The 23208-nt window shown below is 45.5% G+C and carries 24 protein-coding genes and 1 riboswitch; of the genes, 19 read left to right on the top strand and 5 right to left on the bottom strand.

Annotation, left to right across the window (positions count from 1 at the left end; translation table 11 throughout):
- Window positions 1–43: 43 nt before the first annotated feature.
- The 7 genes from ACTRDR_RS00955 (at window position 44) to ACTRDR_RS00925 (ending at window position 6666) form a co-directional block, all read left to right on the top strand.
- Window positions 44–1357, top strand: coding sequence for an AAA family ATPase (locus tag ACTRDR_RS00955; RefSeq protein WP_440525896.1), 1314 nt, complete (start codon window positions 44–46; stop codon window positions 1355–1357).
- Between the two features lie 2 nt (window positions 1358–1359).
- A complete protein-coding gene (locus tag ACTRDR_RS00950) occupies window positions 1360–2007 on the top strand; it encodes an RloB family protein (RefSeq protein ID WP_440525811.1) in 648 nt (215 codons plus the stop codon).
- Window positions 2008–2027: 20 nt separating this feature from the next.
- Window positions 2028–3800 carry an ATP-dependent nuclease gene (locus ACTRDR_RS00945; RefSeq protein ID WP_440525810.1) on the top strand — a complete coding sequence of 591 codons (1773 nt, stop codon included), beginning with the start codon at window positions 2028–2030 and terminating at the stop codon, window positions 3798–3800.
- 36 nt (window positions 3801–3836) lie between these two features.
- Complete coding sequence (locus ACTRDR_RS00940) at window positions 3837–4058, top strand: DUF4160 domain-containing protein (RefSeq protein WP_440525809.1); 222 nt, start codon at window positions 3837–3839, stop codon at window positions 4056–4058.
- Window positions 4059–4071: 13 nt separating this feature from the next.
- A complete protein-coding gene (locus tag ACTRDR_RS00935; protein ID WP_440525808.1) occupies window positions 4072–4380 on the top strand; it encodes a DUF2442 domain-containing protein in 309 nt (102 codons plus the stop codon).
- A gap of 156 nt (window positions 4381–4536) precedes the next feature.
- Complete coding sequence (spoIIID, locus tag ACTRDR_RS00930) at window positions 4537–4788, top strand: sporulation transcriptional regulator SpoIIID (RefSeq protein WP_176864983.1); 252 nt, start codon at window positions 4537–4539, stop codon at window positions 4786–4788.
- Window positions 4789–4896: 108 nt separating this feature from the next.
- On the top strand, window positions 4897–6666 hold the full coding sequence (locus tag ACTRDR_RS00925) for a hypothetical protein (protein WP_440525807.1): 1770 nt from the start codon (window positions 4897–4899) through the stop codon (window positions 6664–6666).
- Window positions 6667–6745: 79 nt separating this feature from the next.
- Here ACTRDR_RS00925 and ACTRDR_RS00920 read toward each other — a convergent pair whose 3' ends face one another.
- Window positions 6746–6889, bottom strand: a complete 144-nt coding sequence (locus tag ACTRDR_RS00920; protein WP_022153308.1) for a hypothetical protein — start codon at window positions 6887–6889, stop codon at window positions 6746–6748.
- Between the two features lie 293 nt (window positions 6890–7182).
- Here ACTRDR_RS00920 and ACTRDR_RS00915 point away from each other — a divergent pair, with 293 nt between their 5' ends.
- Together ACTRDR_RS00915 and galE are read left to right on the top strand one after the other, a co-directional pair.
- On the top strand, window positions 7183–8409 hold the full coding sequence (locus tag ACTRDR_RS00915; protein ID WP_440525895.1) for a UTP--glucose-1-phosphate uridylyltransferase: 1227 nt from the start codon (window positions 7183–7185) through the stop codon (window positions 8407–8409).
- Between the two features lie 175 nt (window positions 8410–8584).
- Window positions 8585–9601, top strand: coding sequence for a UDP-glucose 4-epimerase GalE (gene galE / locus ACTRDR_RS00910; protein ID WP_022153306.1), 1017 nt, complete (start codon window positions 8585–8587; stop codon window positions 9599–9601).
- Window positions 9602–9673: 72 nt separating this feature from the next.
- On the opposite strand, the gene trhA is transcribed toward galE, so the two are convergent.
- Together trhA and ACTRDR_RS00900 are read right to left on the bottom strand one after the other, a co-directional pair.
- Window positions 9674–10324: a PAQR family membrane homeostasis protein TrhA gene (gene trhA, locus ACTRDR_RS00905; RefSeq protein ID WP_440525806.1), complete on the bottom strand. Its 651-nt coding sequence runs from the start codon at window positions 10322–10324 to the stop codon at window positions 9674–9676.
- 213 nt (window positions 10325–10537) lie between these two features.
- Entirely contained in the window at window positions 10538–10804 is a 267-nt protein-coding gene (locus ACTRDR_RS00900; RefSeq protein ID WP_440525805.1) for a hypothetical protein, read from the bottom strand.
- A 196-nt stretch (window positions 10805–11000) separates the two neighbouring features.
- On the opposite strand from ACTRDR_RS00900, the gene ACTRDR_RS00895 reads away from it, so the two are divergent.
- The 4 genes from ACTRDR_RS00895 to ACTRDR_RS00880 all read left to right on the top strand — a co-directional run bounded on the left by ACTRDR_RS00895 (window position 11001) and on the right by ACTRDR_RS00880 (window position 13977).
- A complete protein-coding gene (locus tag ACTRDR_RS00895; protein WP_176864991.1) occupies window positions 11001–11663 on the top strand; it encodes a GTP pyrophosphokinase family protein in 663 nt (220 codons plus the stop codon).
- 394 nt (window positions 11664–12057) lie between these two features.
- A complete protein-coding gene (locus ACTRDR_RS00890) occupies window positions 12058–12660 on the top strand; it encodes a hypothetical protein (protein WP_440525804.1) in 603 nt (200 codons plus the stop codon).
- Between the two features lie 23 nt (window positions 12661–12683).
- Window positions 12684–13247: a flavin reductase family protein gene (locus ACTRDR_RS00885; RefSeq protein ID WP_440525803.1), complete on the top strand. Its 564-nt coding sequence runs from the start codon at window positions 12684–12686 to the stop codon at window positions 13245–13247.
- A 175-nt stretch (window positions 13248–13422) separates the two neighbouring features.
- Window positions 13423–13977 carry a helix-turn-helix domain-containing protein gene (locus ACTRDR_RS00880; RefSeq protein WP_440525802.1) on the top strand — a complete coding sequence of 185 codons (555 nt, stop codon included), beginning with the start codon at window positions 13423–13425 and terminating at the stop codon, window positions 13975–13977.
- 14 nt (window positions 13978–13991) lie between these two features.
- On the opposite strand, the gene ACTRDR_RS00875 is transcribed toward ACTRDR_RS00880, so the two are convergent.
- Window positions 13992–15182, bottom strand: a complete 1191-nt coding sequence (locus ACTRDR_RS00875; protein WP_440525801.1) for a DNA polymerase Y family protein — start codon at window positions 15180–15182, stop codon at window positions 13992–13994.
- 220 nt (window positions 15183–15402) lie between these two features.
- Between ACTRDR_RS00875 and ACTRDR_RS00870 the strand changes: the two genes are divergently transcribed.
- From ACTRDR_RS00870 to metK, 3 genes are all read left to right on the top strand, one after another.
- Window positions 15403–16989, top strand: a complete 1587-nt coding sequence (locus ACTRDR_RS00870) for a peptidoglycan DD-metalloendopeptidase family protein (RefSeq protein WP_176865001.1) — start codon at window positions 15403–15405, stop codon at window positions 16987–16989.
- Between the two features lie 85 nt (window positions 16990–17074).
- A complete protein-coding gene (locus ACTRDR_RS00865; protein WP_118546624.1) occupies window positions 17075–18367 on the top strand; it encodes a UDP-N-acetylglucosamine 1-carboxyvinyltransferase in 1293 nt (430 codons plus the stop codon).
- 119 nt (window positions 18368–18486) lie between these two features.
- Window positions 18487–18590: riboswitch (SAM riboswitch) on the top strand.
- Window positions 18591–18782: 192 nt separating this feature from the next.
- Window positions 18783–19970, top strand: a complete 1188-nt coding sequence (gene metK, locus ACTRDR_RS00860) for a methionine adenosyltransferase (RefSeq protein ID WP_176865003.1) — start codon at window positions 18783–18785, stop codon at window positions 19968–19970.
- Between the two features lie 173 nt (window positions 19971–20143).
- Here metK and ACTRDR_RS00855 read toward each other — a convergent pair whose 3' ends face one another.
- Complete coding sequence (locus tag ACTRDR_RS00855; RefSeq protein ID WP_176865370.1) at window positions 20144–20725, bottom strand: 50S ribosomal protein L25; 582 nt, start codon at window positions 20723–20725, stop codon at window positions 20144–20146.
- A 268-nt stretch (window positions 20726–20993) separates the two neighbouring features.
- On the opposite strand from ACTRDR_RS00855, the gene thrH reads away from it, so the two are divergent.
- The 3 genes from thrH to ACTRDR_RS00840 all read left to right on the top strand — a co-directional run bounded on the left by thrH (window position 20994) and on the right by ACTRDR_RS00840 (window position 23194).
- Window positions 20994–21593: a bifunctional phosphoserine phosphatase/homoserine phosphotransferase ThrH gene (gene thrH, locus ACTRDR_RS00850; protein WP_176865372.1), complete on the top strand. Its 600-nt coding sequence runs from the start codon at window positions 20994–20996 to the stop codon at window positions 21591–21593.
- A 137-nt stretch (window positions 21594–21730) separates the two neighbouring features.
- The gene (gene rsmH, locus ACTRDR_RS00845; RefSeq protein ID WP_440525894.1) at window positions 21731–22786 is read left to right on the top strand and encodes a 16S rRNA (cytosine(1402)-N(4))-methyltransferase RsmH; all 1056 of its coding nucleotides are present in this window, start codon (window positions 21731–21733) and stop codon (window positions 22784–22786) included.
- A 33-nt stretch (window positions 22787–22819) separates the two neighbouring features.
- Window positions 22820–23194, top strand: coding sequence for a hypothetical protein (locus tag ACTRDR_RS00840; RefSeq protein ID WP_176865366.1), 375 nt, complete (start codon window positions 22820–22822; stop codon window positions 23192–23194).
- Window positions 23195–23208: the final 14 nt, after the last annotated feature.

Below are 23208 nucleotides of genomic sequence, written 5' to 3'. Positions count from 1 at the left end.
AATGCATATAATAAAAAATAGAAAAGAAGATGAGGTAGCAATTATGTTGATACAATTTAATTTTAAAAATTTTAGATCTTTTAGAGAAGAAGTAACTTTGGATTTGTCTGCCACTAAGATGACAGAATTTTCTAAAAGAGTTGTGACCATAGGAAGTGAAAAGATACTGCCGGTTGCTGCCATTTATGGAGCAAACGCAAGTGGCAAGTCAAATATATACAGTGCATTTGAGTATATGGCCGAGTATGTAGTGGATTCTTTCAAGTACGGAGATGAGGAAGAGAAGTTTGAGGAGTATAGACCTACTCCGTTTTTGTTTGATTCCACGTCAGCAGATGCAGAGTCCAGTTTTGAGGTCTATTTCACTATTCCTGGAGATAAGAACGAGAAGACATATAATTATGGATTCTGCGTTGATCAGGAAGGTGTAACAGAAGAATGGCTGAATTCTAAGGCTAAGACAGCCAGAAAGTACAGTACAGTATTTTATCGTGGGAATTCTGACAGTGAATTAGATTTATCAGGCTTGCCGAAGAACAGCAGGGATAATATAAAGATTGCGCTGGAAAAGCAGGTGTTGATTGCTTCTTTAGGGGCTAAGTTAAAAATTAGCAAATGTAAGGCAATCAGAGACTGGTTTTTGACAAATGAATTTGCAGATTTTGGTGATCCGGTTACTAATTTTTTCTTATCACGCAGATTGCCAAGAGGCTTTGTGGATGATAAGAACGTTCAGCAGAAGGTTGTGGAATACTTTGCATCTTTTGATGAACATATTAAGGATTTTCGGGTAGAAAAGGTTCCGAGTGATGGTGAATCAAAGGAAGAAAAATATAAGATTAATGCGCTTCATAAGAAGATTGATTCTGATGAAATGGCAGAGATACCATTAGGTGCAGAGTCAGCGGGAACCTTGAAGATGTTTGCTCTTTACCCGGAATTGCAGGAAGTATTGGAAAAGGGAAGCGTATTTTTCATTGATGAATTAAATGCTCGCCTGCATCCGCTTTTGGTAAGAAACTTTTTACTTACGTTCTTGAACCCGAATATTAATGTTAACCATGCGCAACTTGTATTCACAACGCATGATACATGGCAACTTTCAAATCAGTTGCTGCGTCGTGATGAAATCTGGTTTGTTGAGAAGGATGATCGAGGTGTTTCAACATTATACTCCCTTGCAGATTTTGTGGATGAGGATGGAGTGCGTATTCGCAAGGACGAAAGCTATGAGAAGAATTATCTGATTGGTAAGTATGGTGCCATTCCGACTTTAAAGAGTATTGATATGTTTAAGGGTGCGGGGTGTCCGGGGGACATTGGTTCAGCACCGACCGAAGTGGAACGGAGAGATTGAGAATGGCAAAAGGGGATAGAACAGGGAACAGAAAAACAAGAGAGCAAAGAAGAACAATCAAAGTACCGGAATTGGGATATTACTTGATCGTTACAGACACTGAAGGAACTGAACGTTGCTTTTTTACAGGATTGCATCAATCTTTGCCGGAAGAAGTTAGAAACAAACTTGTCATTAAAGTCGTAGAAACAAAGACAAGAAGCATGATTGATAAATGCTTGGAGCTAACAGCTTATGAGGCACAATATCGTATTCCTTGGATTGTGTTTGACAGAGATCAAGTGATAGGATTTGATGAAATTATTTCCGAGGCAGAGAAAAAAGGTATACAAGTAGGATGGTCAAATCCGTGTTTTGAAATATGGATGTATGCTTATTTTGGTGCAATGCCGGCAATTCAAGATTCATGGACATGCTGCTCTGAGTTCGGACGAGTATATGAGAGCAAGACGGGACAGAAGTATTCCAAGGCAGATGAAAAGATGTATGGAAAAATCAGCAATGCCGGTAATGAGGAAAAAGCAATACGGATAGCACAGCAGAAATGGGAACAGTGTGAACGTGAAGGTAAAAAGAAACCATCAGAGAAGTGTCCGGGGACGACGGCGCATAGGTTGGTGGGAGAGATACGTCATATAATAAGTAACTGATAAATTCTGGGGAGAAGCAAATGCTTAGGATAAAACAGATTAGGATAAAGAATTTTAGATCTATAGTTGATTTAGATATAAATGTTGATAAAATGAACATTTTTGTGGGACTAAATGATGCGGGAAAATCGAATATCTTGAAAGCGTTAAATTTGTTTTTTAATAATGAGACAGAACCTGGTTGTGCATTTGATTTTGAAACTGATTATTCGAAGTATGCGCCTGTGAGGAAAAAGAAAGCGAAGGAGATTGAGATTTCCATTGTTTTTGCAATACCTGTACGTTATAGCTATCATGAGGATGTTGAATGGATTAAGACATGGCGTGATGGAGGAATACATGGAGATAACAGCAGTGAATGGAATTTTACGCCATATTCTAAAGTACCAACGTTATTAAAGCGTATTAGATATAAATATGTTCCAGCTGTAAAAAGTGATAACTATTTTAAATTATTATTAGCAGATTTGTATATGTCAATTGCAAAAGAAGCCAATAGTGAGTTGATTCAGAAGGCAGAAGAGTACTCTCTTGCATTGGATGGATTTACACAAAAAATTGGTTTAAGAGTTCAGAAAATAGTGGGCATAAAAAGCAACCTTATAATGCCAACAAATCAAGTAGATATATTTAAGGAACTCGTTTTTGCAACAAATGATAAGAGTGGCAAGAGTGTTGAACTATCATACAGGGGAGATGGAATAAAAGCGGTACATATTCCGGCTATTTTGAAATATATTTCAGAGCAAGACAATCGATTAATGACTAATACATCTGTACCTATTACTACCATATGGGGATATGAAGAACCTGAAAATGGTATTGAAATGAAAAAATGTTTTGATCTTGCAAAGGAACTTTTGGGATTTTCATTTGAGGTTCAAGAATTTATTACAACACATTCGCCAGCTTTTTACCAACTTGGGAATGAGAATGGGGTAAAAGTATATTATGTGTATAAAGATGAAGTTGACTTTTCTAGTAAAATATGCGAAGAGATAGATTACATTGAATTACATGATAAGGTTGGGATAATGCCTATAATCGCCCCCATTGTTGAAGAGAAACAGAAAGAACTGTTATCAATGAAGATGCTACTTACAAATGCTAAGTTTGTAGATATAGAAACAATTTTTGTTGAAGGAGTAACAGATAAGGCATACTTGGAGATGGCAATCCATGCATATTCTCAATTACTTAGTAGGAAAATAAAAGATGGAGAATTACAAATTGTAACAAGAGAGGAAAACGGATGTGGTACGGGGTTATTAGTTGATTGGGCGATTGCGTGGATGCATTTAAACTATAATAGTAAAGCTGTAGTACTTTTTGACGCGGATAAAGAAGGGATAAAGGCTAAAAAAACAATTAATGGGGAAAAAAAGAACATAAAAAGAAATTATAAATTAGGGGTTGTTTTATTACAAGCAACAGAAGATATTAAGCGTGTCAATAACAAAATTAATAATGCAATTTCCTTTACTGTAGAACATCTGCTTTCTTATGAATGCTGGAAAAGTATTAAAGAAAATAACTGGGCAGAAGAGAGAAAACAAAATGAATTGTTTGATACTTTCAGCAATGTTATGGACATGACGAAGGCGTTGACTTGTATAATAGATGAGTTGGTTGATGATAGAGATTTAAAGGAAACAATTATTTCGTATGTTCCGAAGGATGAAAAAAAGGGTCAAATACTCAGTTTTGTTAAGTGTGAGGTGAATCGTGGGAATATTTCGGTATTGGAGGGTTTTAGAAATACTATCAAAATGTTGGAGAAAGAGTTTAGATAAAATGGATATGAGAAATTAAGGCTGGATATTTTTATTATGCATATGGATACAAAACAGCATAATAAGCCTCATGTACATGTGTATTATGGAGATTATGAGGCTGCTGTTGGAATTGACGGGGAATTATTGGCAGGAGCTCTTCCCAAAAAACAATTAAAAATGGTGGTCGGGTGGCTGGCATTCCATGAGGAGGAAGCATATAAAGCATGGAATCTGGCAGTACGTGGAGAACATTTTGATAAGATTGCTCCCATGTAAGGAGGTGCTTTGAATGTATATTATTGATGATGTATGTTACGCAGGAGAGAAAACACAGAATATCAAAGTAAAAGAAGCGAAGGTTTTACGTGGGGGTATGTTATTACTCACGTTTTCTACAGGAGAGCAACGGCTTTTTGATACAACGCTGTTGAAGGGATCAGCGTTTGAACCATTGAAGGATGAAAAGGTATTAGAAGATTTTAATATTTTTCATGGTGTTATGACATGGATGAACGGTGACATTGATATTGCTCCAGAGACGATGTATGCTGACAGCTATCCGTATACAGCCCAAAGTGTAAGTGTTGCAGTTGGATAAGTAATATTTTATTGTAAGACAGGCTCATAGTAGGGAATAAAGGAAAAACACATATGGCAGGAAATTGACCAACTGTAATGAAATCACCCCCAATCTCTATCATAACCCCTCAGATACTTTCATACACTGTAAAAAAGTATCCTGAGGGGTTTTCCTTTGAAAGACTATATTGAAGAACGAGCTATTGGGATAGCGGGCTATATCATCGACCATAATGCCACAGTGCGGCAGACAGCGAAGGCGTTCGGCATCTCGAAAAGCACAGTACATAAGGACGTGACGGAGCGACTGATGCAGGTGAATCCGTCGTTGGCGAAGCAGGCAAGAAAGGTTCTGGATATCAACAAGTCTGAACGACATATCCGGGGCGGACTGGCTACCAGAGAAAAATATCTCCATCAGCACTAGACATTCGGACAGCCAATCATTCCTATACGGAAAGGCATCTTGAAATGCCGGAAAAGACCTTATATAATGAATACATATCGTGTATTGCATTTGTGAGGGGAGAATACGATGGCAACAGATTTTTTGAATGAGGCACGGAGAGAGATCGAAGGACGGACAGAAGATTTTTACGGAGAGTTGAAAGCCTTCTATCAAGGGAATGCAAAAGCAGAGCAGCACCTGATGGAGCAGACGACACAGCCCTTCTGGCAGAGCCTTTGCTTAAGTGGGAAAAGATTACAACAGCGGGACCTGACGGTGGATATGGAGATGCAGGAACCGGTGCGGCCGGCGGATTACGACGGCCCGAAAAAGGACGGCTATGATTACACCTGCCACCGGACCAAAGCCGTGAAGATGAGACGTACCTATTACCGCAAAGGGAAAAAAATAGCGACCCTGAAGACACCGGAGATCATGGAAGCCCACTTTTTGAAAGCAGATGTGCAGGGGGATATGGCAATCTGCCCCAACTGTGGTCATGAAGGAAAATTATCCAGCTATATCGACGGCTGTGATGCCTGCGGAGCAAAGTTTCTGGTCAGTGATTTCGAGACGAAGGTATCCGGCTTCTCACTGGAAGAGGACGCAAGGCAGAAAAGTATTTCCAACTTTATCAAAGCCGGAGCGACAGTAGGAATCGTAGCGGTTGCCCTTGCACTGCTGGCAATCTGTGCGGGCGGCATTATGTTTTTACTGCTGGCTTTGGGGAGAAATGGTTATAACGCGGTCAAAGCGGCAGCGGCAATGATGCTTGGTATCGGATTTGCCCCGGTGTTTTTCCGTTCTTTGTTTTTCATGGCGATCATATTCATAGTAATGATTGTTGTAATGGAGAATGATAGAAAGCCGAAGATTCAGGACGAGTTAAAAGTAAAGGCTCTGATCCCTCAATTTTCCACAGGTAATTTCCTACAGAATCTGGAGTACCAGCTACGAATGATCCACATGGCAGATACCGCAGAACAGGTGCGCTTTTTCGCCGCCTGTGATCTGAAAGGTACTGTGGAGCGGTATCAGAATGTGGTGGATTGCTGCATCTGCGGCGTACGTTTTCTGGAAGCGGAAGCAGTGGAGGACCGGTACAGGCTGAGCGTGGAAGTGAAAATGCGCCTGACTCAGGATACGGGTAGTAAAATCCGCAACCGCTATGAGAAGCTGCGGTTGAAAATGGAAGGCAGACAGGAGATCGTGACACAGCATGGCAAGGCACTTCGGGAATATAAATGCCCGAACTGCGGTGGCAGTGTGGATATCTTAGGCGGCGGAGTATGTGACTACTGTAATGCAGCAGTGGATTACCGGAATTTCGGCTGGATCATCACATCCTATACGAATCTGGGACAGCCGGAGAACCCCTATGCTAAAATACTGGCAGCAGCCCTGGGCATCTACGGAATTATCCTGGCTTTCAGCCTGGTGCTTATGATCTGTTCCGAGGACGGAAAAGAAACCCTGGAGATCTGGCAGAGCATCGGCAGGTCATCGGAATACCTGGAAGCTGTGAAGCAGGATATTGTATATCCGGATGACGTGCTGGAAGGCCTTGCGGAGACGGACAGTGAGGAAGGCAGATTTGCTTCCGCGAAGACCTATGCCTGCGGAGACAGCGAGGCAGTAAAAGAAGCTTATCACGAAGCTCTTTTAGAGAGCGGATTTATCGAGCTGCAGCAGTATCCGGAAGGATTTGCTGTATATAAGATCGAGGATCCTTCAGAATATACCGTGGATGAAGAAGAGGAGATGTTCTATCTGGTGATCTGTGCAGAAAATGCACCGGAGGGAATTACAGTAACTGCGACCTTGGTGGATGAAAATTGGGACCCGGTGCAGGAGTAAAACAGAATACGTGAATACGACAAGGGACCCGGGCGAAAGCTTCCGGGTCCTTTTTAGAGGGAAAGTGTTTGTAGTTGGCTTATTGGGTGAGAGGAATTCTGTGGACCACCCTGCGATAGAGCTTCCACAGGAGCACAGCAGGGAAACTGATTGCCAGATATGCTGTGGATAAAAGTCCGGTAGCACCGCCTACGATTGCAATAATTAAAATTCCGATGTTCATGATGGATTCCTCGCTTTTTTGTCAGTCTGTAAAGTGCTTGCTGATTCCTTCAAAAACTTTACATACCGTATTATAGTAAACGGATCTCCCCTGGTGAATAGTTTTGAACGACCCTTAACACTATTTTGTCGGGTTATTTACAGAATCTTTGCAACATCTTTGCAGAATCTTAACAAGCGGAAACGATCCCGGGAGTTAGGTTTGCAATAGTAGAGAATATCAAGTATAATAGAGAAAAATTGACTGTTGCTGACAAATGACAGTTTAAGAAAAATGGGAGGTAGAATATGAGTATGACACTGGAACAGGCTAAGGAGAAGCTTGCAAAGTATGGTCAGGAACATGTTCTGAAGTATTACGGGGAACTTACCGAAGAGGAGAAGCAGGGGATTCTGGAGCAGATCGAGGCTACGGATATGAGCATTTTGGAAGCTTGTAAGCACAAGGAAGATCTGGCAAAAAAGGGAGTGATCACTCCCCTTGCTGCAATGCAGTTAGATGAGATTGAAGCAAACAGAGAGAGTTTCACGGCGACCGGTATTGAGGCGATCCGTGAGGGCAAGGTAGCAGCGGTTCTTTTAGCAGGCGGCATGGGTACCAGACTGGGCTCTGACAATCCCAAGGGAATGTACAATGTGGGACTGACCCATGAGCTGTATATTTTTGAGTGTCTGGTCAATAATCTGCTGGAAGTCGTACATCAGGCAGATGCATGGATCCATCTGTTCGTGATGACCAGTGATAAGAATAACGATGCCACCATCGCATTTTTGCAGGAGCATGATTACTTCGGATACAAGGCGGAGTACGTGCACTTTTTCAAGCAGGAGATGGCGGCTGCCACCGATTACGATGGCAAGATTTATCTGGAGGAGAAGGGCAAAATGTCCACCTCTCCCAATGGTAACGGCGGCTGGTTCATTTCCATGAAAAATAATGGCATGCTGGATATCGTACATAACGAGGGAATTGAATGGCTGAATGTATTTGCTGTGGACAACGTCCTGCAGCGTATCGCGGATCCCTGCTTTATCGGTGCTACGATCCAGAGAGGCTGTGTCGTAGGCTCCAAGGTGGTCCGCAAGAATGCACCGGATGAAAAAGTAGGAGTTATGTGCTTGGAGGACGGCAGACCCTCCATCGTGGAGTATTATGAGCTGACCGATGAACTGATGAATGCGAAGGATGAAAAGGGTGATCCTGCATATAATTACGGAGTTATCCTGAATTACCTCTTCAAAGTGCAGGATCTGGAGAAGATCATGGAAGAGAAAATGCCCCTGCACATCGTAGAGAAGAAGATCCCGTATCTGGATGAGAACGGAGAACCGGTGAAACCGGAGGCTCCCAACGGCTACAAATTCGAGAGTCTGGTCCTGGATATGATCCACCAGATGGACAGCTGTCTGCCCTTCGAGGTAGTCAGAAGAAAAGAATTCGCCCCCATCAAGAATAAGACCGGTGTGGATTCGGTAGAGAGTGCAAGAGAACTGCTCGTTGAGAATGGTGTCGTGCTGTAAACATTTCGACAGCTTTTCACAACATAAGGTTATTGAGGAAATAACAGAATTACAGTAAGCTGATACTGTAAGAAACGAAGAAAGAAACTCATCCGGATCTGGCAGATGAGAGATTGTGCGGTCGCAGCAGTGAACAAATGGTATTGTCCGGTATGCGGCGGATAGGAGAGAGAGTATGAGAATTTTGGTAACAGGTGGTGCCGGATTCATCGGCAGTCATACCGTAGTAGAATTACAGCAGGCAGGCTATGATGTTGTTGTATTGGATAATCTCTGCAATGCAAGTGAGAAGGTGATCCCCAGAGTAGAAGCCATCACCGGCAAAAAGGTTCCTTTTTATAAGGCAGACATTCTGGATCGTGAAGCGCTGGAGGAGATCTTTAGCAAGGAGCAGATCGATGCAGTCATCCATTTTGCAGGACTGAAGGCAGTCGGCGAGTCCGTACAGAAGCCTTGGGAATATTACGAGAACAATATTGCAGGTACATTGACTCTGGTAGATGTTATGAGAAAACACGGCGTGAAGAGCATCATCTTCTCTTCCAGCGCTACCGTATATGGTAATCCTGCATTTGTTCCCATCACAGAGGAATGCCCCAAGGGACAGTGCACCAACCCTTACGGCTGGACCAAATCCATGCTGGAGCAGATCCTGACCGACATCCAGAAGGCAGATCCCGAATGGAATGTGATCCTGCTTCGTTACTTCAATCCGATCGGAGCACACAAGAGCGGTACCATCGGTGAGAACCCCAACGGTATTCCCAACAACCTGATGCCTTACATCACACAGGTGGCAGTTGGCAAGCTGAAAGAGCTGGGTGTTTTCGGTGATGATTATGATACCCCCGACGGAACCGGCGTGCGTGATTACATCCATGTAGTAGACCTGGCAAAGGGTCATGTAAAGGCTCTGAAGAAGATCGAGGAGAATGCGGGACTGAAGATCTACAACCTGGGAACCGGCGTAGGATACAGCGTTCTGGATATTGTGAAGAACTTTGAAGCAGCTACCGGTGTGAAGATTCCCTATGTGATCAAGCCCCGTCGTGCAGGCGATATCGCTACCTGCTATTCCGATGCTTCTCTGGCAGAGAAGGAGCTTGGCTGGAAAGCTGAGAATGGCATCAAGGAAATGTGTGAAGATTCCTGGAGATGGCAGAAGAACAATCCCAACGGATACGAAGAATAAATAAAACTTAGAAGACCGTATGGTGAAACACCATACGGCCTTCTTTTTTGTATAGAGGTCACATTACTGAGATCATGCGACATACAGATACATGAAGATAAAATGGCAGATGCTTCCGCCCATGACAAACAAATGGAACACTTCGTGGGAGCCGAAGGATTTATGCTTCGAGTTGAAGATCGGAAGCTTCAATGCATAGATCACTCCGCCGACGGTATAAATGATACCTCCTGCCAGCAACCACAGAAATGCGGGTGTAGACAGCGTGTTTAACAGAGGACCGAAGACCAGCACGCATACCCAGCCCATGGAGATGTAAATAATGGAAGAAAACCATTTGGGACAGGTGATCCAGAAGGCTTTTATCAGCATACCGACAGCGGCGATTCCCCACACGAGGGCAAGCAGGGTATAACCCAGTTTTCCACCCAGTACGATCAGGCATACCGGAGTATAGGATCCGGCGATCAGTACGAAGATCATCATATGGTCTAATTTGCGGAAGATGCGGAGGCTTCTTCCGGTGAGGTCTACGGAATGATAAGTGGCACTGGCGCCGTACAACAGGATCATACTTCCCATGAAGATCGCCATCGCCAGAAGATTCTCCTGACCGGACTGAATCCCCGCTTTTATCAACAGAGGTACAGCTGCGAAGACTGCCATCATCATGGCGATGAAATGTGTAATGGCACTGCCGGGTTCTCTTATTGTGATCTGCATAATAACTCCTCCTTTTCCTGCGGTGTGGGCCGCCTGCGAATCTGATATATTCAGGACTATTTTATCCTGTAATCTCAACTACTATTACAAAAATAACAAGATGTATTATTAAAAACAATTATATGTAGTTTTCAAAACTACATCTTGCAAAGCAAATGGTAGCGCAGAAAATGAGAAAAGTCAATATGGATCCTGTATTTTGGGAAAAAAGTATCAATCTTCCTCGATGATCTGAATTTCCAGATAATCAAAATCGATGGCTTCGATGAAACTGTCCCGGGTAAAGCGGGTCTTATTATAACGCTTGAAATCCGAAATATTTATATCCAGCCAGATGGGGGTGGCGAGGTCGAACTTATGACAGACCTCGTTCAGAGTATGGAAGACCTTATGCGTACGGGTGTCAGCACTGCCATCTTCCGGGCAGATATCCTTCAGAATATGATTGCTTTTAATGATTTTTGCCCACATACGAAACATAAGAGATCTCCTTGCATATTATTTTAGTACGGATTATTCCTCATTATAATACAATAAAAGTGCCTAATCAATCTTAAAAAATAATAAAGGTTTTGTTAAAATTATACATTTTTGACAGAAGATATGGTATAATTATGTTAATTAAGTAGTGGGGAATCATGTTTTTATGCAATGACAGAGAAGATTGAGAGGTAATATGGAGTTTAAAGTAGAGAACGGGGACGGAATCGACAGCTGGAAGGAGGTTACGCTGGTATACAGTGCGGCACTGCGTCAGATGGAGACGAAGATGCAGATCCTGAATGATGAATTTCAGCATGTACACCAGTATAATCCTATTGAACATATCAAGGCGCGGATCAAGACTCCGGAGAGTATTGTCAAAAAGCTGAAGCGTTACGGACAGGAATCCACCATAGACAATATGGTAAAATACATAAACGATATCGCGGGCATCCGTATCATCTGTTCCTTCACTTCCGATATCTATCGTATCGCGGATATGATCCGGGATCAGAAGGATATCCGGGTGATCGCAGTGAAGGATTACATCACCTATCCCAAGGCAAGCGGTTACAAAAGCTACCACATGATCGTCAGCATTCCGGTGTACCTGTCGGATCGCACGGTGGATACGAAAGTAGAGATTCAGATCCGTACGGTAGCCATGGATTTCTGGGCGAGCCTGGAGCACAAGATCCATTATAAGTTCGAAGGCGATGCACCGGAGAATATTAAGAATGAGCTGGTAGAATGTGCGCGGATGGTATCCGATCTGGATGCACGGATGCTGTCTCTGAATGAAGAGATTTTAGCAATCAGCAAAAAGCAGGAAGAAGAAAAAAGACAGAACGCATGAACATCTAAAAGAGCTTTCCTATTGGGAAGGCTTTTTTTAGTAAACTCCCATAAAATGAGGAGTGCCCAGACACCTTTCGGCGCCTGGGCTATTATGAAAAAATTTATCTTATATGCTTTGTTATCCGGAAGTCTTATCTCTTCCTTGACTGTATCTAAAGTATACCAACCAATTATGAACAAAATATGAACACAATGTGAAAGCTTGGTGAATTTTACGAAAAAGCACAGAAACAAAAAAAGAAACTGTACAAATTGCATAAAAATGTGCAGGTGTAAGAAATGCAGTATTCATGGGGTTTTGGTTGTAACCGGAGAATAAACATGATAAAATAGGAGCAGTCGAAAAGGTAAACAGTTCACATGAGGGACAAAATATGTTTGGAGGAAGATGGATGGATACTTTTATGGATAAACTTGCACAAAAGTTGAATGCGCAGGAAATGATCAGAGCCAATTCCGCAGCGGATGCCGAAGAGATGGATCAGCTGAAGAGTCAGCTGCGCGAATACGATGAATGTCTGGCACAGATGCAGCAGGTCAATAAAGAATTAAAGGCAATCAACCACGAGATGGAGAAGCTGATGTCCGAGACCATCGCTCCGGAAGTGAAGAAGTTATCCGAAGAGAGCGTAGCTGCTATTGAGAAGCTTCAGCAGGAGAATGCGGACAAGCTGGAAGAACTGGGACAGCGCTACATTGCCAAGCTGGAGGAACTTAAGCAGAGCACCGAGGTACTGGATGAGCTGCAGAAGCATTTGGATGAGAAGTTAAATGCTACCGAGGAAAATGTGCACAAGGAATGCGTAAAGGTATACCGCAATGTACAGGCTGCCGTAGTGGAAGAGAACGAGAAACAGACCGAGGCGATCGCTAAGAAGGTTAAGTCCTGCCTTGGGGGCAGACTGAACGGTGTGCTGGGAGTATCGATCGCTGCACTGTTGGTGGCTGCGGCAGATATTGTCCTGCATGTATTGAGTATTCTTCATATCTTCTAGGAAATACGGAAACGAGGTTAGCTATGAGCAAGGAACTTTGGAAGCCGGGGAATATGTTATATCCGCTCCCGGTGGTCATGGTGAGTCTGGCAGACGCAGAGGGGCATCCCAACATTATTACATTAGCATGGGTCGGAACGGTGTGCACCAATCCACCGATGGTATCCATCTCCGTGCGACCGGAGAGATATTCCTATCCGATCTTAAAAGAAACGGGGGAATTTGTCATTAATCTGACTACGAAGGAACTGACCTTTGCCACGGATTACTGCGGTGTCAAGAGCGGCCGTGATGTGGACAAATTCAAAGAGATGGGACTTACGGCAATTCCTGCGTCAGTAGTGAAGGCACCGATGATCGGGGAGAGCCCGGTAAATATCGAGTGTAAGGTCCGCGAGGTTAAGCCACTTGGATCCCATGATATGTTTTTGGCGGATGTTGTGGCAGTCCATGCCGATGAAAAATATATGGACGAGAAGCATAAGTTCCACCTGGAGCAGGCAGAGCCCATCATTTATTCCCACGGCACCTATTTCGCCTGCGGGGAACAGCTGGGAACTTTCGGTTACAGCGTGAAAAAACAATAAGTAAACAATAAGGAACAATAAAGAAGCGGGAAAAAAGCGCTTGACGTTTTTCTCATGGTTCGGTATCATAATAAAAAACACAATACTGACATTACTATATACTACAAAGAAGTAGCATCAGACGGGAGTCTGATGCTTTTTTTGTTCTTTTATCAGGAAAGTCCGGGTGAAGCATATGACACAGTTAGACAAAAATATCGCATTTAATTTAAAGAGGATCCGCAAATCCAAAAATATGAGTCTGGATATGCTGGCGGAGCGCACCGGGGTAAGCAAGAGTATGCTGGGGCAGATTGAAAGAGGAGTGTCGAATCCTACGGTATCCACCATCGGCAAGATCGTAGATGGATTAAAGGTACCCTTCGAGCAGCTGATCTACGACAGACAGGAATTCATGGTAATGCCTTCTTTAGAGGAGGCACCGGTTTTCCGGGCAAAGGAAGGCGAGTACCGGATCTATGTGATGCTGCCCTACGATGCGGGCAGGAACTTTGAAATCTATCAGGGAGAAGTGGCGCCGGGTGCGCAGATGGAGAGCGAATCCCACGGGGAAAATACCTGGGAATACCTGACTGTGGTATCCGGGGAAGTGGAACTGTATCTGGAAGATAAGAGCTTCCGCGTGAAGACAGGAAGCTCTCTCTATTTTGCCAGTGACAGAAGACATGTCTATCGTAATATCGGTGGTGGAAAAGCGGTAGTTACGATGCTCGTTACCACACAGCGTTAGATTATAGAATGAGATTATAAAAAACGCCCTCTTTTGATGGCATCTTTGCCGTATTTTGTACGGATATCGTCCAGAGCGGCGTCCAGCTTTTGCTGCTTCTCGGAGCGGGGTGCGGCAAAGTCAAAGAGACTCAACTGGATCGGTTCGTCCTCCGGTACCAGCTTCGAAGTCCGGACGCCTAAGAGCCGTATGGGAGAGGAATCCCACAGTTCGTCAAAAAGTGCACAGGCATCCTCGTACAGGAGATTCACTGAAGCCGTGGGAGTATCCAGAGGCATCTGGTGGGATACATTCCGGAAATCGCTGTAGCGGATCTCTGTACAGATTTGTCCCGCCAGCTGGTGGGAAGCACGTAAGCGCCTGCCTACGGATTCGCACAGGGACAGCAGTACCTTGCAGGCATCCTCCCGCGTCAGGGCATCACAGCTTAATGTAGTGGAGTTGCCGATACCTTTTGCTCGGGAAGGCTCTGTGACTACCGTGGATTCATCGATGCCGTTGGCATATTGCCACAGACTGCGGCCGTGGCTTTTTAAATGTGCTTCTAAGATGGCAGGATCGGTATGCGCCAGATCCCCGATGGTGAGAATGCCCAGCTTACGAAGGGTCTCCGCACTGGAACGCCCACAGGTGAACAGGGTAGAGACGGGCAGAGGCCACATTTTCTGCGCAATTTCACTATGATACAGCGTGTGTGTTTTATCGGGCTTCTGAAAATCAGACGCCATTTTCGCAAGGACTTTTCGGTCCGAGATTCCCACATTTACTGTGAATTTGAATTTTTCGAAGACAGAATGCCGGATGTAGGCAGCGGCCTCATAAGGAGAGGCGTAGTTTGCCGCAATGGGAGTATAGTCCATATAGCATTCATCTATGCTGACCTGCTCGATGTCTGGGCAGATATTCGACAGGTGTTCCATGAGCAGCTGGCTTTTTGTACGGTACATATTGTGGTCAGGAGATGCCATTACGAGATGGGGACACTTGCGCAGGGCATTCACGACCGGTTCGCCGGTAGTGATACCGTAGGCCTTGGCGGGGATGGATTTTGCCAGTACCACACCATGCCTGGTAGCAGTGTCGCCGCCAACGATGGCCGGAATCGTGCGCAGATCCACCGGATCTCCATGCTCAAGCCTGTGCAGGGCGGTCCAGCTTAAAAAGGCGGAATTCACATCAATATGAAAAATGATCGCATCCTGCATGGGAGACTCCTTTCCAAAATATCAGTAAACATCTTAAGTATAGCATACATCAGTCGGAAAGGAAATAGAAAAACCGAACATACATTCTTTCTTTACAAGGTATAGAAATGCTGATAGAATCAATATGTTACAAAGTTATTACAGTAAGAAAGGTATATAGGAAGTCCGGTTGGGACATACTGTATACTGTTGATAGATACCATAGATCGAGAAGGAATTCATGAAGAAACTGACATCTTACTCTAAAAGAGTAAAATATACATATGTGAAAACGACGCTTGCCACACTTTTTGTGAGCCTGTTTTTCCTGAAAGGGTACGCAGCGTTTGAAAAGACCGGAGAGAATTATTTCCATGTATTCTTGAACGGCAACGAGATCGGAACGGTCGGAGAGGCCGACAGAGCAGAACAGCTTTTACAGGAAGCCAGGAGAAATATAGCATCCGGAAGCGATGACATTCTGTTTATGGATGCAGATCTGACAATGGTCGGCGAGGAAGTGCTGTGGGGAACGTTGGACAATGAGGACAGCATGCTGGCAGCCATGGAACGGGAGCTGGAGAACAGCATCCGTGAGACTTCCCACAGATCCTACACCATGAAAGTAAATGAATATATGGTCAACCTTGCCAGCGTGGAAGAGGTTACTTCCCTGCTGCAGGCAGCGGTGGACAAATACGACACCGAAGATAAATTCAGTGTGGAACTGACCCACGACGCGCAGAAAGAATTCAATGTGCTGACCACCGAGGTGGTAAATAAGCAGGAACTGACAGCGCAGGAAGAGCAGAAGGCAGAAGCTATCTATGCGGGAGGCGTACAGATCGCACTGAATCAGGCAGGTGCCCAGGCAGAGGAACAGGGCGAAAAAGATTTCGGAGATTATGATCTGGGTCTGATGACCATGGATTTTGCGGAAAAGGTAGAGATTGTAGAGACCTATCTGCCGGAAAGCATGCTGACACCGTTAGACCAGGCCATCGAAGATGTGATCAAGGATCAGGAGACTCCCGGAGAATACGAAGTTGTCAGCGGAGATACCCTGTCTGAGATCTCTATCAAAGTCAATATTCCCATTGACCAGATCATTGCCATGAACAGTGAGACGCTGACGGATGAGAATTCCACGATCCGTGTGGGAGACAAGCTGATCATTACCGTGCCGGAGCCCGAGCTGTCCGTGGAGCGCATGGAACAGAATTACTACGAAGAAATTTACGATGCAGATGTAATCTATGTGGATAACGATTCCTGGTATACGACACAGACCAAGATCTTACAGCAGCCTTCCGCGGGCTTCCGCCGCGTGGTGGCAGACGTATCCTATCTGAATGACAGAGAGGTGACCAGGGATATTCTGAAGGAAGAGGTTGTTATGGAGGCGGTTCCGAAGATTGTAGAACGGGGAACCAAGATTCCGCCCACCTATATCAAGCCGATCTCCGGCGGACGTCAGTCGTCCGGATTCGGACGCAGAAAGTCACCGACCAAGGGTGCCAGCAGCTATCATAAGGGAGTAGACTGGTCGGTTCCTACCGGAACTGCGGTATTTGCATCCTGCGGCGGAACCGTTGCGAAAGCCGGATGGGGAAGCGGATACGGTTATTGTGTCTACATTAACCATGAGGACGGCAGACAGACCAGATACGGTCATTTAAGCAAGGTACTGGTAAAGGCAGGGCAGACGGTAAAACAGGGAGAACGCATCGCACTCAGCGGAAATACCGGTATCAGTACGGGACCTCATCTTCATTTTGAGATTCTGATTAACGGCAGCCAGGTGAACCCGCTCAAGTACCTGAATTAGGGTGTTGTATTTACAAATTCCCCAAAATGTGGTATAAGTGCTTAAGAAGGTTTTTTCTGATCTGAGAATAACAGAGGTAAGAACAATGGAACAATACGCAATCAAAGGCGGTAATCCATTAGTCGGAGAAGTGGAAATAGGAGGTGCTAAAAATGCGGCACTTCCTATTCTTGCTGCTTCCGTAATGACGGATGAGACTGTTTATATAGAAAATATGCCGGATGTAAGAGACACGAACGTACTTTTGTGCGCTATGGAGAACATTGGGGTGATCGTAAAGCGTACCGATCGTCATAAGGTGACTCTCAACGCATCCAATATCAGTGAACTTGTAGTAGAAGATGAAAATATCAAGAAGATCAGAGCGTCCTATTATCTGATCGGTGCTCTGCTTGGCAAATACAAGCATGCGGAAGTGGCACTTCCCGGCGGATGTGATATCGGCTGTCGTGCCATCGACCAGCACATCAAGGGATTCCGTGCCCTGGGTGCGGAGGTGAAGATTGAGCATGGACTGATCAAGACCCATGCGGAGCATCTTCGCGGCAGCCATATCTATATGGATGTGGTCAGCGTTGGTGCTACCATCAATATCATGATGGCCGCTGTAATGGCAGAAGGCACCACCATTATCGAGAATTCAGCGAAGGAACCCCATGTGGTAGACCTGGCGAACTTTTTGAACAGTATGGGAGCCAACATCAAGGGCGCCGGTACGGATGTGATCCGTATCAAGGGTGTATCCCATCTGCACGGTACCGAGTATGCCGTGATCCCTGACCAGATCGAGGCGGGCACATTTATGTTCGCGGCAGCGGTGACCAAGGGCGATGTAACGGTGAAAAATGTGATTCCCAAGCATCTGGAGTCCATTACGGCGAAGCTGCTGGAGATCGGCTGTGAAGTAGAGGAGGCGGATGACTGTATCCGCGTGGTGGCATCCAAGCCTCTGCAGCATACCCAGGTGAAGACTCTGCCCTATCCGGGATTCCCCACAGATATGCAGCCGCAGATCACCGTGGCACTGGGGCTGTCCAAGGGGACCAGCATCGTGACCGAGAGTATTTTCGAGAACCGGTTCAAATATGTAGATGAACTGACCCGTATGGGAGCCAATATCAAAGTAGAGGGCAATACTGCCATCATTGACGGTGTATCCAGATATACCGGAGCGAATATTTCCGCACCGGATTTGCGGGCAGGTGCTGCACTGGTACTGGCAGCAATGTCTGCGGAAGGCTTTTCCACCGTGGATGATATCCGTTATATCGAGAGAGGCTACGAAGACTTCCATCTGAAATTACAGGGACTGGGAGCGCAGATCGAGTTGGTCGAAACCGAGAGAGATTTACAGAAGTTCAAATTAAAGATCGGTTGATCCTGTCGGGATCGCTGATGCTACAACTGAACGAGTGCTACAACTGAGAAAAAATGTCTGTTGACAAATAGGGCATCTCATAGTAAGCTAGCCTACGTAGAAAAGTTCATATAGACTTTCCCTTATTCAGAGTGGTGGAGATACATAGGATCGATGAAGCCACGGCAACCCCGCAGAATGCGGAAGGTGCCCACCTGAGCGAGCAATTGTCGAACAATAAGAGGATTTGATCAATCGTTAAATCAGTCCGCTTAGTAAAGCGGACTTTTTTGTATCATTCAGAACCATGAAATAGTCTCAATGAGCAAAAGGAAAGCATCGAAGATGCGATTTTGCAAATGAAGATATGAATGATAGGACTTTAGTAACTTATACACTAGACCCTCTTCCCATAGGGAAGCAGAATGGAGGACAAATGGAAAAACGTTTATTTACATCGGAGTCTGTAACCGAAGGACATCCCGATAAAATCTGTGATGCTGTATCCGATGCGGTGCTGGATGCACTGATGGAGCAGGATCCGTTCAGCCGTGTAGCATGTGAGACCTGTACCAACACCGGTTTCGTACTGGTAATGGGTGAGATCACCACCAAGGCTAACATTGATATTCCCGCTATCGTTCGTAAGACTGTGACCGAAATCGGTTACGACTCTTCCGAGAAGGGATTCGATGGCAATACCTGTGCCGTTATGGTGTCTCTGGACAAGCAATCCGCCGATATTGCTATGGGCGTAGACAAGGCACTGGAAGCAAGAGAGAGCCATATGACTGACGAGCAGCTGGATGCGATCGGTGCAGGAGACCAGGGCATGATGTTCGGTTTCGCTACCGATGAGACTCCGGAATATATGCCGTATCCCATCTCCCTGGCACACAAGCTGACCAGACAGCTGACCAAGGTGCGTAAGGACGGAACATTATCTTATTTAAGACCCGACGGCAAGAGCCAGGTATCCGTAGAATATGATGAGAATGGCAAGCCTGTCCGTCTGGAAGCTGTCGTTCTGTCTACCCAGCATGACGAGCATGTATCACAGGAACAGATTCATGAGGATATCAAGAAATATGTATTTGATCCCGTTCTGCCCGCAGACATGATCGATGCAGACACCAAGTTCTTCATCAATCCTACCGGACGTTTCGTGATCGGCGGACCTAACGGCGACAGCGGACTGACCGGTCGTAAGATCATCGTAGACACCTACGGCGGATATGCACGTCACGGCGGCGGAGCTTTCTCCGGCAAGGACTGCACCAAGGTGGACAGAAGTGCCGCTTACGCCGCTCGTTACGTTGCGAAGAACATCGTAGCGGCAGGCCTGGCTGAGAAGTGTGAAATTCAGCTGTCTTACGCTATCGGTGTAGCACAGCCTACCTCCATCATGGTAGATACCTTCGGCACCGGCAAACTGCACGATGACAAGCTGGTAGAGATCATCCGTGAGAATTTTGACTTAAGACCCGCAGGCATCATCAAGATGCTGGATCTGCGCAGACCTATCTACAAGCAGACCGCTTCCTACGGTCACTTCGGACGTACCGATGTGGATCTGCCCTGGGAGAAACTGGACAAGGTGGATCTGTTAAAGAAGTACTTGTAAGTGGAGCGACAGTTAAGAAGTATATTACTGCCTGAGCAGTAATATACTTCTCTTACTAAATTGCTCGCGTAACTTTCAAGTTAGTAAGAAATGCATAATACCACCCGGAAGGGAGTATATCACCAAACTCCCCGGGTGGTATTCAAGGAACAATCAATGATCGCTGCAGTGGGTTATTTCGTCTCGTCAGCAGCTTCGTCCTCGTCAGTCTCTTCCTGACCGTATGCACCGATATGGAACAGCTGTTGTTCACCGGAGGTTGTGACATGGACGCCCTTCTCCTCCAGCTTCAGGTCTTTCACATACATGGTCTTGGTCGTCTGAGGCAGTGCAGCAAGATCAATCTCAATGGGCTCCAACAGATGTGCGGGATCAGCCTTGTAATGCACTTCGGACAACTCTGCTTCAAAGATACCCTGTACCTTGTCCTCATTCAGATATACAATAGGAACCGTCGCAGATACGACTTCTCCGGCTACCAGAGCCTGGAAGTCCAGAGCCATATATTTCTTTGTCAGAGGATCAAAATCAATATTTTTCACCAGAACATCTACATTTTTGCCGTCCAGTTCCAGATAAGCCTGCGTACCTTCTTTTGCGTTTTTAATGAAAGCAGCTGCATCCTTCTCTGTGAATTTCAAGGATACGTTTTCCTTCATTTCTTTGCCGTACAGGACACCGGTGATAAAACCGTCTCTTCTTAATTTCTTTGCCTTTTCATCAGGATTTCTTTTCTCAGCTTTTAATGTCAACATAACAATTGCCTCCTCTATCTCTACGTTGGTTTGGTGTAGATGAGAGCTTGTCGGAAGTTCTTTTTGCACTATGGTTATTATAGCACATATAGAACAAAGTAAACAGTAAAAATGTCACAAAAATAAGGAAGAAAAAGTAAAAATTACAAGCAAATTTCAAAAAATGCCAAGGAAAGTGCCAAGAAAGTAAATGGTTGCACGAAGCAGTAAAATAGGGTATACTTTTCGCAAATACATTTGCATTTACTGGGAGGACACAAGGATGGATATGAATATTGTATGCCTGGATCTGGAAGGAGTACTGGTACCGGAGATCTGGATCGCATTTGCGGAGGCCAGCGGGATCCCGGAGCTTAAGAGAACCACCAGAGACGAGCCGGATTACGATAAATTAATGAAATGGAGAATTGGAATACTGAAGGAGCACGGTCTGGGTTTAAAGGAAATTCAGGATACGATCGCGAAGATCGACCCGATCCCGGGCGCGAAGGAATTCTTAGACGAGCTGCGCTCTATTACCCAGGTCATCATCATCAGCGATACCTTTTCACAGTTTGCCGGTCCTCTGATGAAAAAGTTAGGTTATCCGACCATTTTCTGTAATTCACTGGAAGTAGCCGAGAACGGAGAGATCACTGGATTTAAGATGCGTGTGGAGAATTCCAAATATACTACGGTCAAGGCGCTGCAGTCCATCGGCTTCCAGACCATCGCCAGCGGTGACAGCCATAACGATCTGGGAATGATCCAGGCCAGCAAGGCAGGCTTTTTGTTCAAGAGTACTGAGCAGATCAAAAAGGATCATCCCGAGTTGCCGGCATATGAGACCTATGATGAATTGATGGCAGCGATCAAGAGAGCATTATAATAAAAGACATCATCCAAAAGGATAAAAGGAAACGGAAAAAGGAAGAGAAAAGAGAAAGAGGAAGCGCAGGTATCGGCGAGGGTGCCTGCGCTTTTAACTCCGACACTATACTAATTTGGAATGAGGTAATCATGGGAATGGCTCAGGAACAGACACCCCATAAGCGCAGAGTGCGGTATAAGGGAAAATATCCTAAAAAATACGAGGAAAAATATAAAGAATTACAGCCGGAAAAATACGGGGATACCATAGCCCATGTCATCAGCAAGGGCAATACTCCCGCAGGCATGCATAGATCCATTATGGTACAGGAGATCCTGGATTTTCTGAAGATCCAGCCGGGAGAGACCGGATTTGACGCGACACTGGGGTACGGCGGACATACGAAGGCTATGCTGGAACAGTTACAGGGCCGTGGGCATATCTATGCCACAGATGTGGATCCGGAAGAGTCTGCCAAGACGAGAAAACGTCTGGCAGAGGCCGGATATGGAGAGGATATCCTGACGATTAAATTGCAGAATTTCTGTACCATAGATGAAATTGCAAAAGAGGCCGGCGGATTTGATTTTATCCTGGCGGATCTGGGAGTATCCTCCATGCAGATCGATAATCCGGAGAGAGGCTTTTCCTTTAAGGTGGACGGACCCCTGGACTTGCGACTGAATCAGACACAGGGCATCAGTGCGGCCGAGCGCTTAGATACGATCAGCAGGGAAGAACTGGCGGGAATGCTCTATGAGAATTCCGACGAGCCCTACTGTGAGGAACTGGCGAAGGCGATCACCGATGAGATCCGTAAGGGACACCGGATCGACACCACGACGAAGCTGAGAGATGTGATCGAGAAGACACTGGATTTCCTCCCGGAAAAGGAGAAAAAAGATACGATCAAGAAGACCTGTCAGAGAACGTTCCAGGCTCTGCGTATTGATGTGAACCGTGAATTTGAAGTATTGTATGAATTCATGGAAAAGCTGCCGGGAGCCTTAAAACCCGGTGGAAGAGTCGCCATCCTGACGTTCCATTCCGGTGAGGACAAGCTGGTGAAGCAGGCATTGCGGGAAGGCTGCCGCAACGGTATCTACGAAGACTATGCCAGGGATGTGATCCGCCCTTCCGCGGAGGAATGCGCGCAGAACGGAAGAGCCCGTTCCACGAAAATGCGCTGGGCGATCCGGGCGGAAGAATAACAGACTGACAGATAGAACAAAGGAGGTGTGAGAATGACTGTCATGGAATATATCAATACACACAGGGAAGATATGGAGCCTTGCGAGTGCGTGATCCTGCCGGACGGCAGTGTAGAGGAACCGCAGCCTTCTCATATCAAAAAGCTGGAAGAGATCTCCGGTGAAGATAAACTGACATTGAACAGCCGCATGGAGAAAAATATGGAGCCCATATTTTTCATGGTGGAGTATACCGGCTGTATGTTAGTATGGAGCACCCGTGTTGTGGTGCCTTCCCATCCCACAGCGGCACAGGAAGAGACACTGGAGAACCTGTATTTTGCGGCGATGCTTGCTCCGGGTTATCACAGGGAACAGGCAGGACCGGCCTACGAGGAATGTGTGAAAAAAGCAAAAGAACTGCACTAGACAGGCACTAGAAA

Origin of the sequence: Simiaoa sp. (assembly GCF_051972595.1) — a bacterium.
Classification (GTDB): Bacteria; Bacillota; Clostridia; order Lachnospirales; family Lachnospiraceae; genus Acetatifactor; species Acetatifactor hominis.
This window is presented reverse-complemented; position numbering and strand designations above follow the sequence as displayed.

Excerpts from the sequence above, each read along its gene's own strand:
- ACTRDR_RS00950 (WP_440525811.1), top strand. The coding sequence starts at position 1,360 with ATGGCAAAAGGGGATAGAACAGGGAACAGAAAAACAAGAGAGCAAAGA.
- ACTRDR_RS00855 (WP_176865370.1), bottom strand. The coding sequence starts at position 20,725 with ATGTTGACATTAAAAGCTGAGAAAAGAAATCCTGATGAAAAGGCAAAG.
- ACTRDR_RS00935 (WP_440525808.1), top strand. The coding sequence starts at position 4,072 with ATGTATATTATTGATGATGTATGTTACGCAGGAGAGAAAACACAGAAT.
- ACTRDR_RS00865 (WP_118546624.1), top strand. The coding sequence starts at position 17,075 with ATGGAACAATACGCAATCAAAGGCGGTAATCCATTAGTCGGAGAAGTG.
- ACTRDR_RS00880 (WP_440525802.1), top strand. The coding sequence starts at position 13,423 with ATGACACAGTTAGACAAAAATATCGCATTTAATTTAAAGAGGATCCGC.
- galE (WP_022153306.1), top strand. The coding sequence starts at position 8,585 with ATGAGAATTTTGGTAACAGGTGGTGCCGGATTCATCGGCAGTCATACC.
- rsmH (WP_440525894.1), top strand. The coding sequence starts at position 21,731 with ATGGCTCAGGAACAGACACCCCATAAGCGCAGAGTGCGGTATAAGGGA.
- ACTRDR_RS00915 (WP_440525895.1), top strand. The coding sequence starts at position 7,183 with ATGACACTGGAACAGGCTAAGGAGAAGCTTGCAAAGTATGGTCAGGAA.
- ACTRDR_RS00875 (WP_440525801.1), bottom strand. The coding sequence starts at position 15,182 with ATGCAGGATGCGATCATTTTTCATATTGATGTGAATTCCGCCTTTTTA.
- ACTRDR_RS00840 (WP_176865366.1), top strand. The coding sequence starts at position 22,820 with ATGACTGTCATGGAATATATCAATACACACAGGGAAGATATGGAGCCT.
- metK (WP_176865003.1), top strand. The coding sequence starts at position 18,783 with ATGGAAAAACGTTTATTTACATCGGAGTCTGTAACCGAAGGACATCCC.
- ACTRDR_RS00920 (WP_022153308.1), bottom strand. The coding sequence starts at position 6,889 with ATGAACATCGGAATTTTAATTATTGCAATCGTAGGCGGTGCTACCGGA.
- ACTRDR_RS00940 (WP_440525809.1), top strand. The coding sequence starts at position 3,837 with ATGCATATGGATACAAAACAGCATAATAAGCCTCATGTACATGTGTAT.
- ACTRDR_RS00895 (WP_176864991.1), top strand. The coding sequence starts at position 11,001 with ATGGAGTTTAAAGTAGAGAACGGGGACGGAATCGACAGCTGGAAGGAG.
- ACTRDR_RS00945 (WP_440525810.1), top strand. The coding sequence starts at position 2,028 with ATGCTTAGGATAAAACAGATTAGGATAAAGAATTTTAGATCTATAGTT.
- thrH (WP_176865372.1), top strand. The coding sequence starts at position 20,994 with ATGAATATTGTATGCCTGGATCTGGAAGGAGTACTGGTACCGGAGATC.
- ACTRDR_RS00890 (WP_440525804.1), top strand. The coding sequence starts at position 12,058 with ATGGATACTTTTATGGATAAACTTGCACAAAAGTTGAATGCGCAGGAA.
- trhA (WP_440525806.1), bottom strand. The coding sequence starts at position 10,324 with ATGCAGATCACAATAAGAGAACCCGGCAGTGCCATTACACATTTCATC.
- ACTRDR_RS00900 (WP_440525805.1), bottom strand. The coding sequence starts at position 10,804 with ATGTTTCGTATGTGGGCAAAAATCATTAAAAGCAATCATATTCTGAAG.
- ACTRDR_RS00955 (WP_440525896.1), top strand. The coding sequence starts at position 44 with ATGTTGATACAATTTAATTTTAAAAATTTTAGATCTTTTAGAGAAGAA.
- ACTRDR_RS00885 (WP_440525803.1), top strand. The coding sequence starts at position 12,684 with ATGAGCAAGGAACTTTGGAAGCCGGGGAATATGTTATATCCGCTCCCG.
- ACTRDR_RS00870 (WP_176865001.1), top strand. The coding sequence starts at position 15,403 with ATGAAGAAACTGACATCTTACTCTAAAAGAGTAAAATATACATATGTG.
- ACTRDR_RS00925 (WP_440525807.1), top strand. The coding sequence starts at position 4,897 with ATGGCAACAGATTTTTTGAATGAGGCACGGAGAGAGATCGAAGGACGG.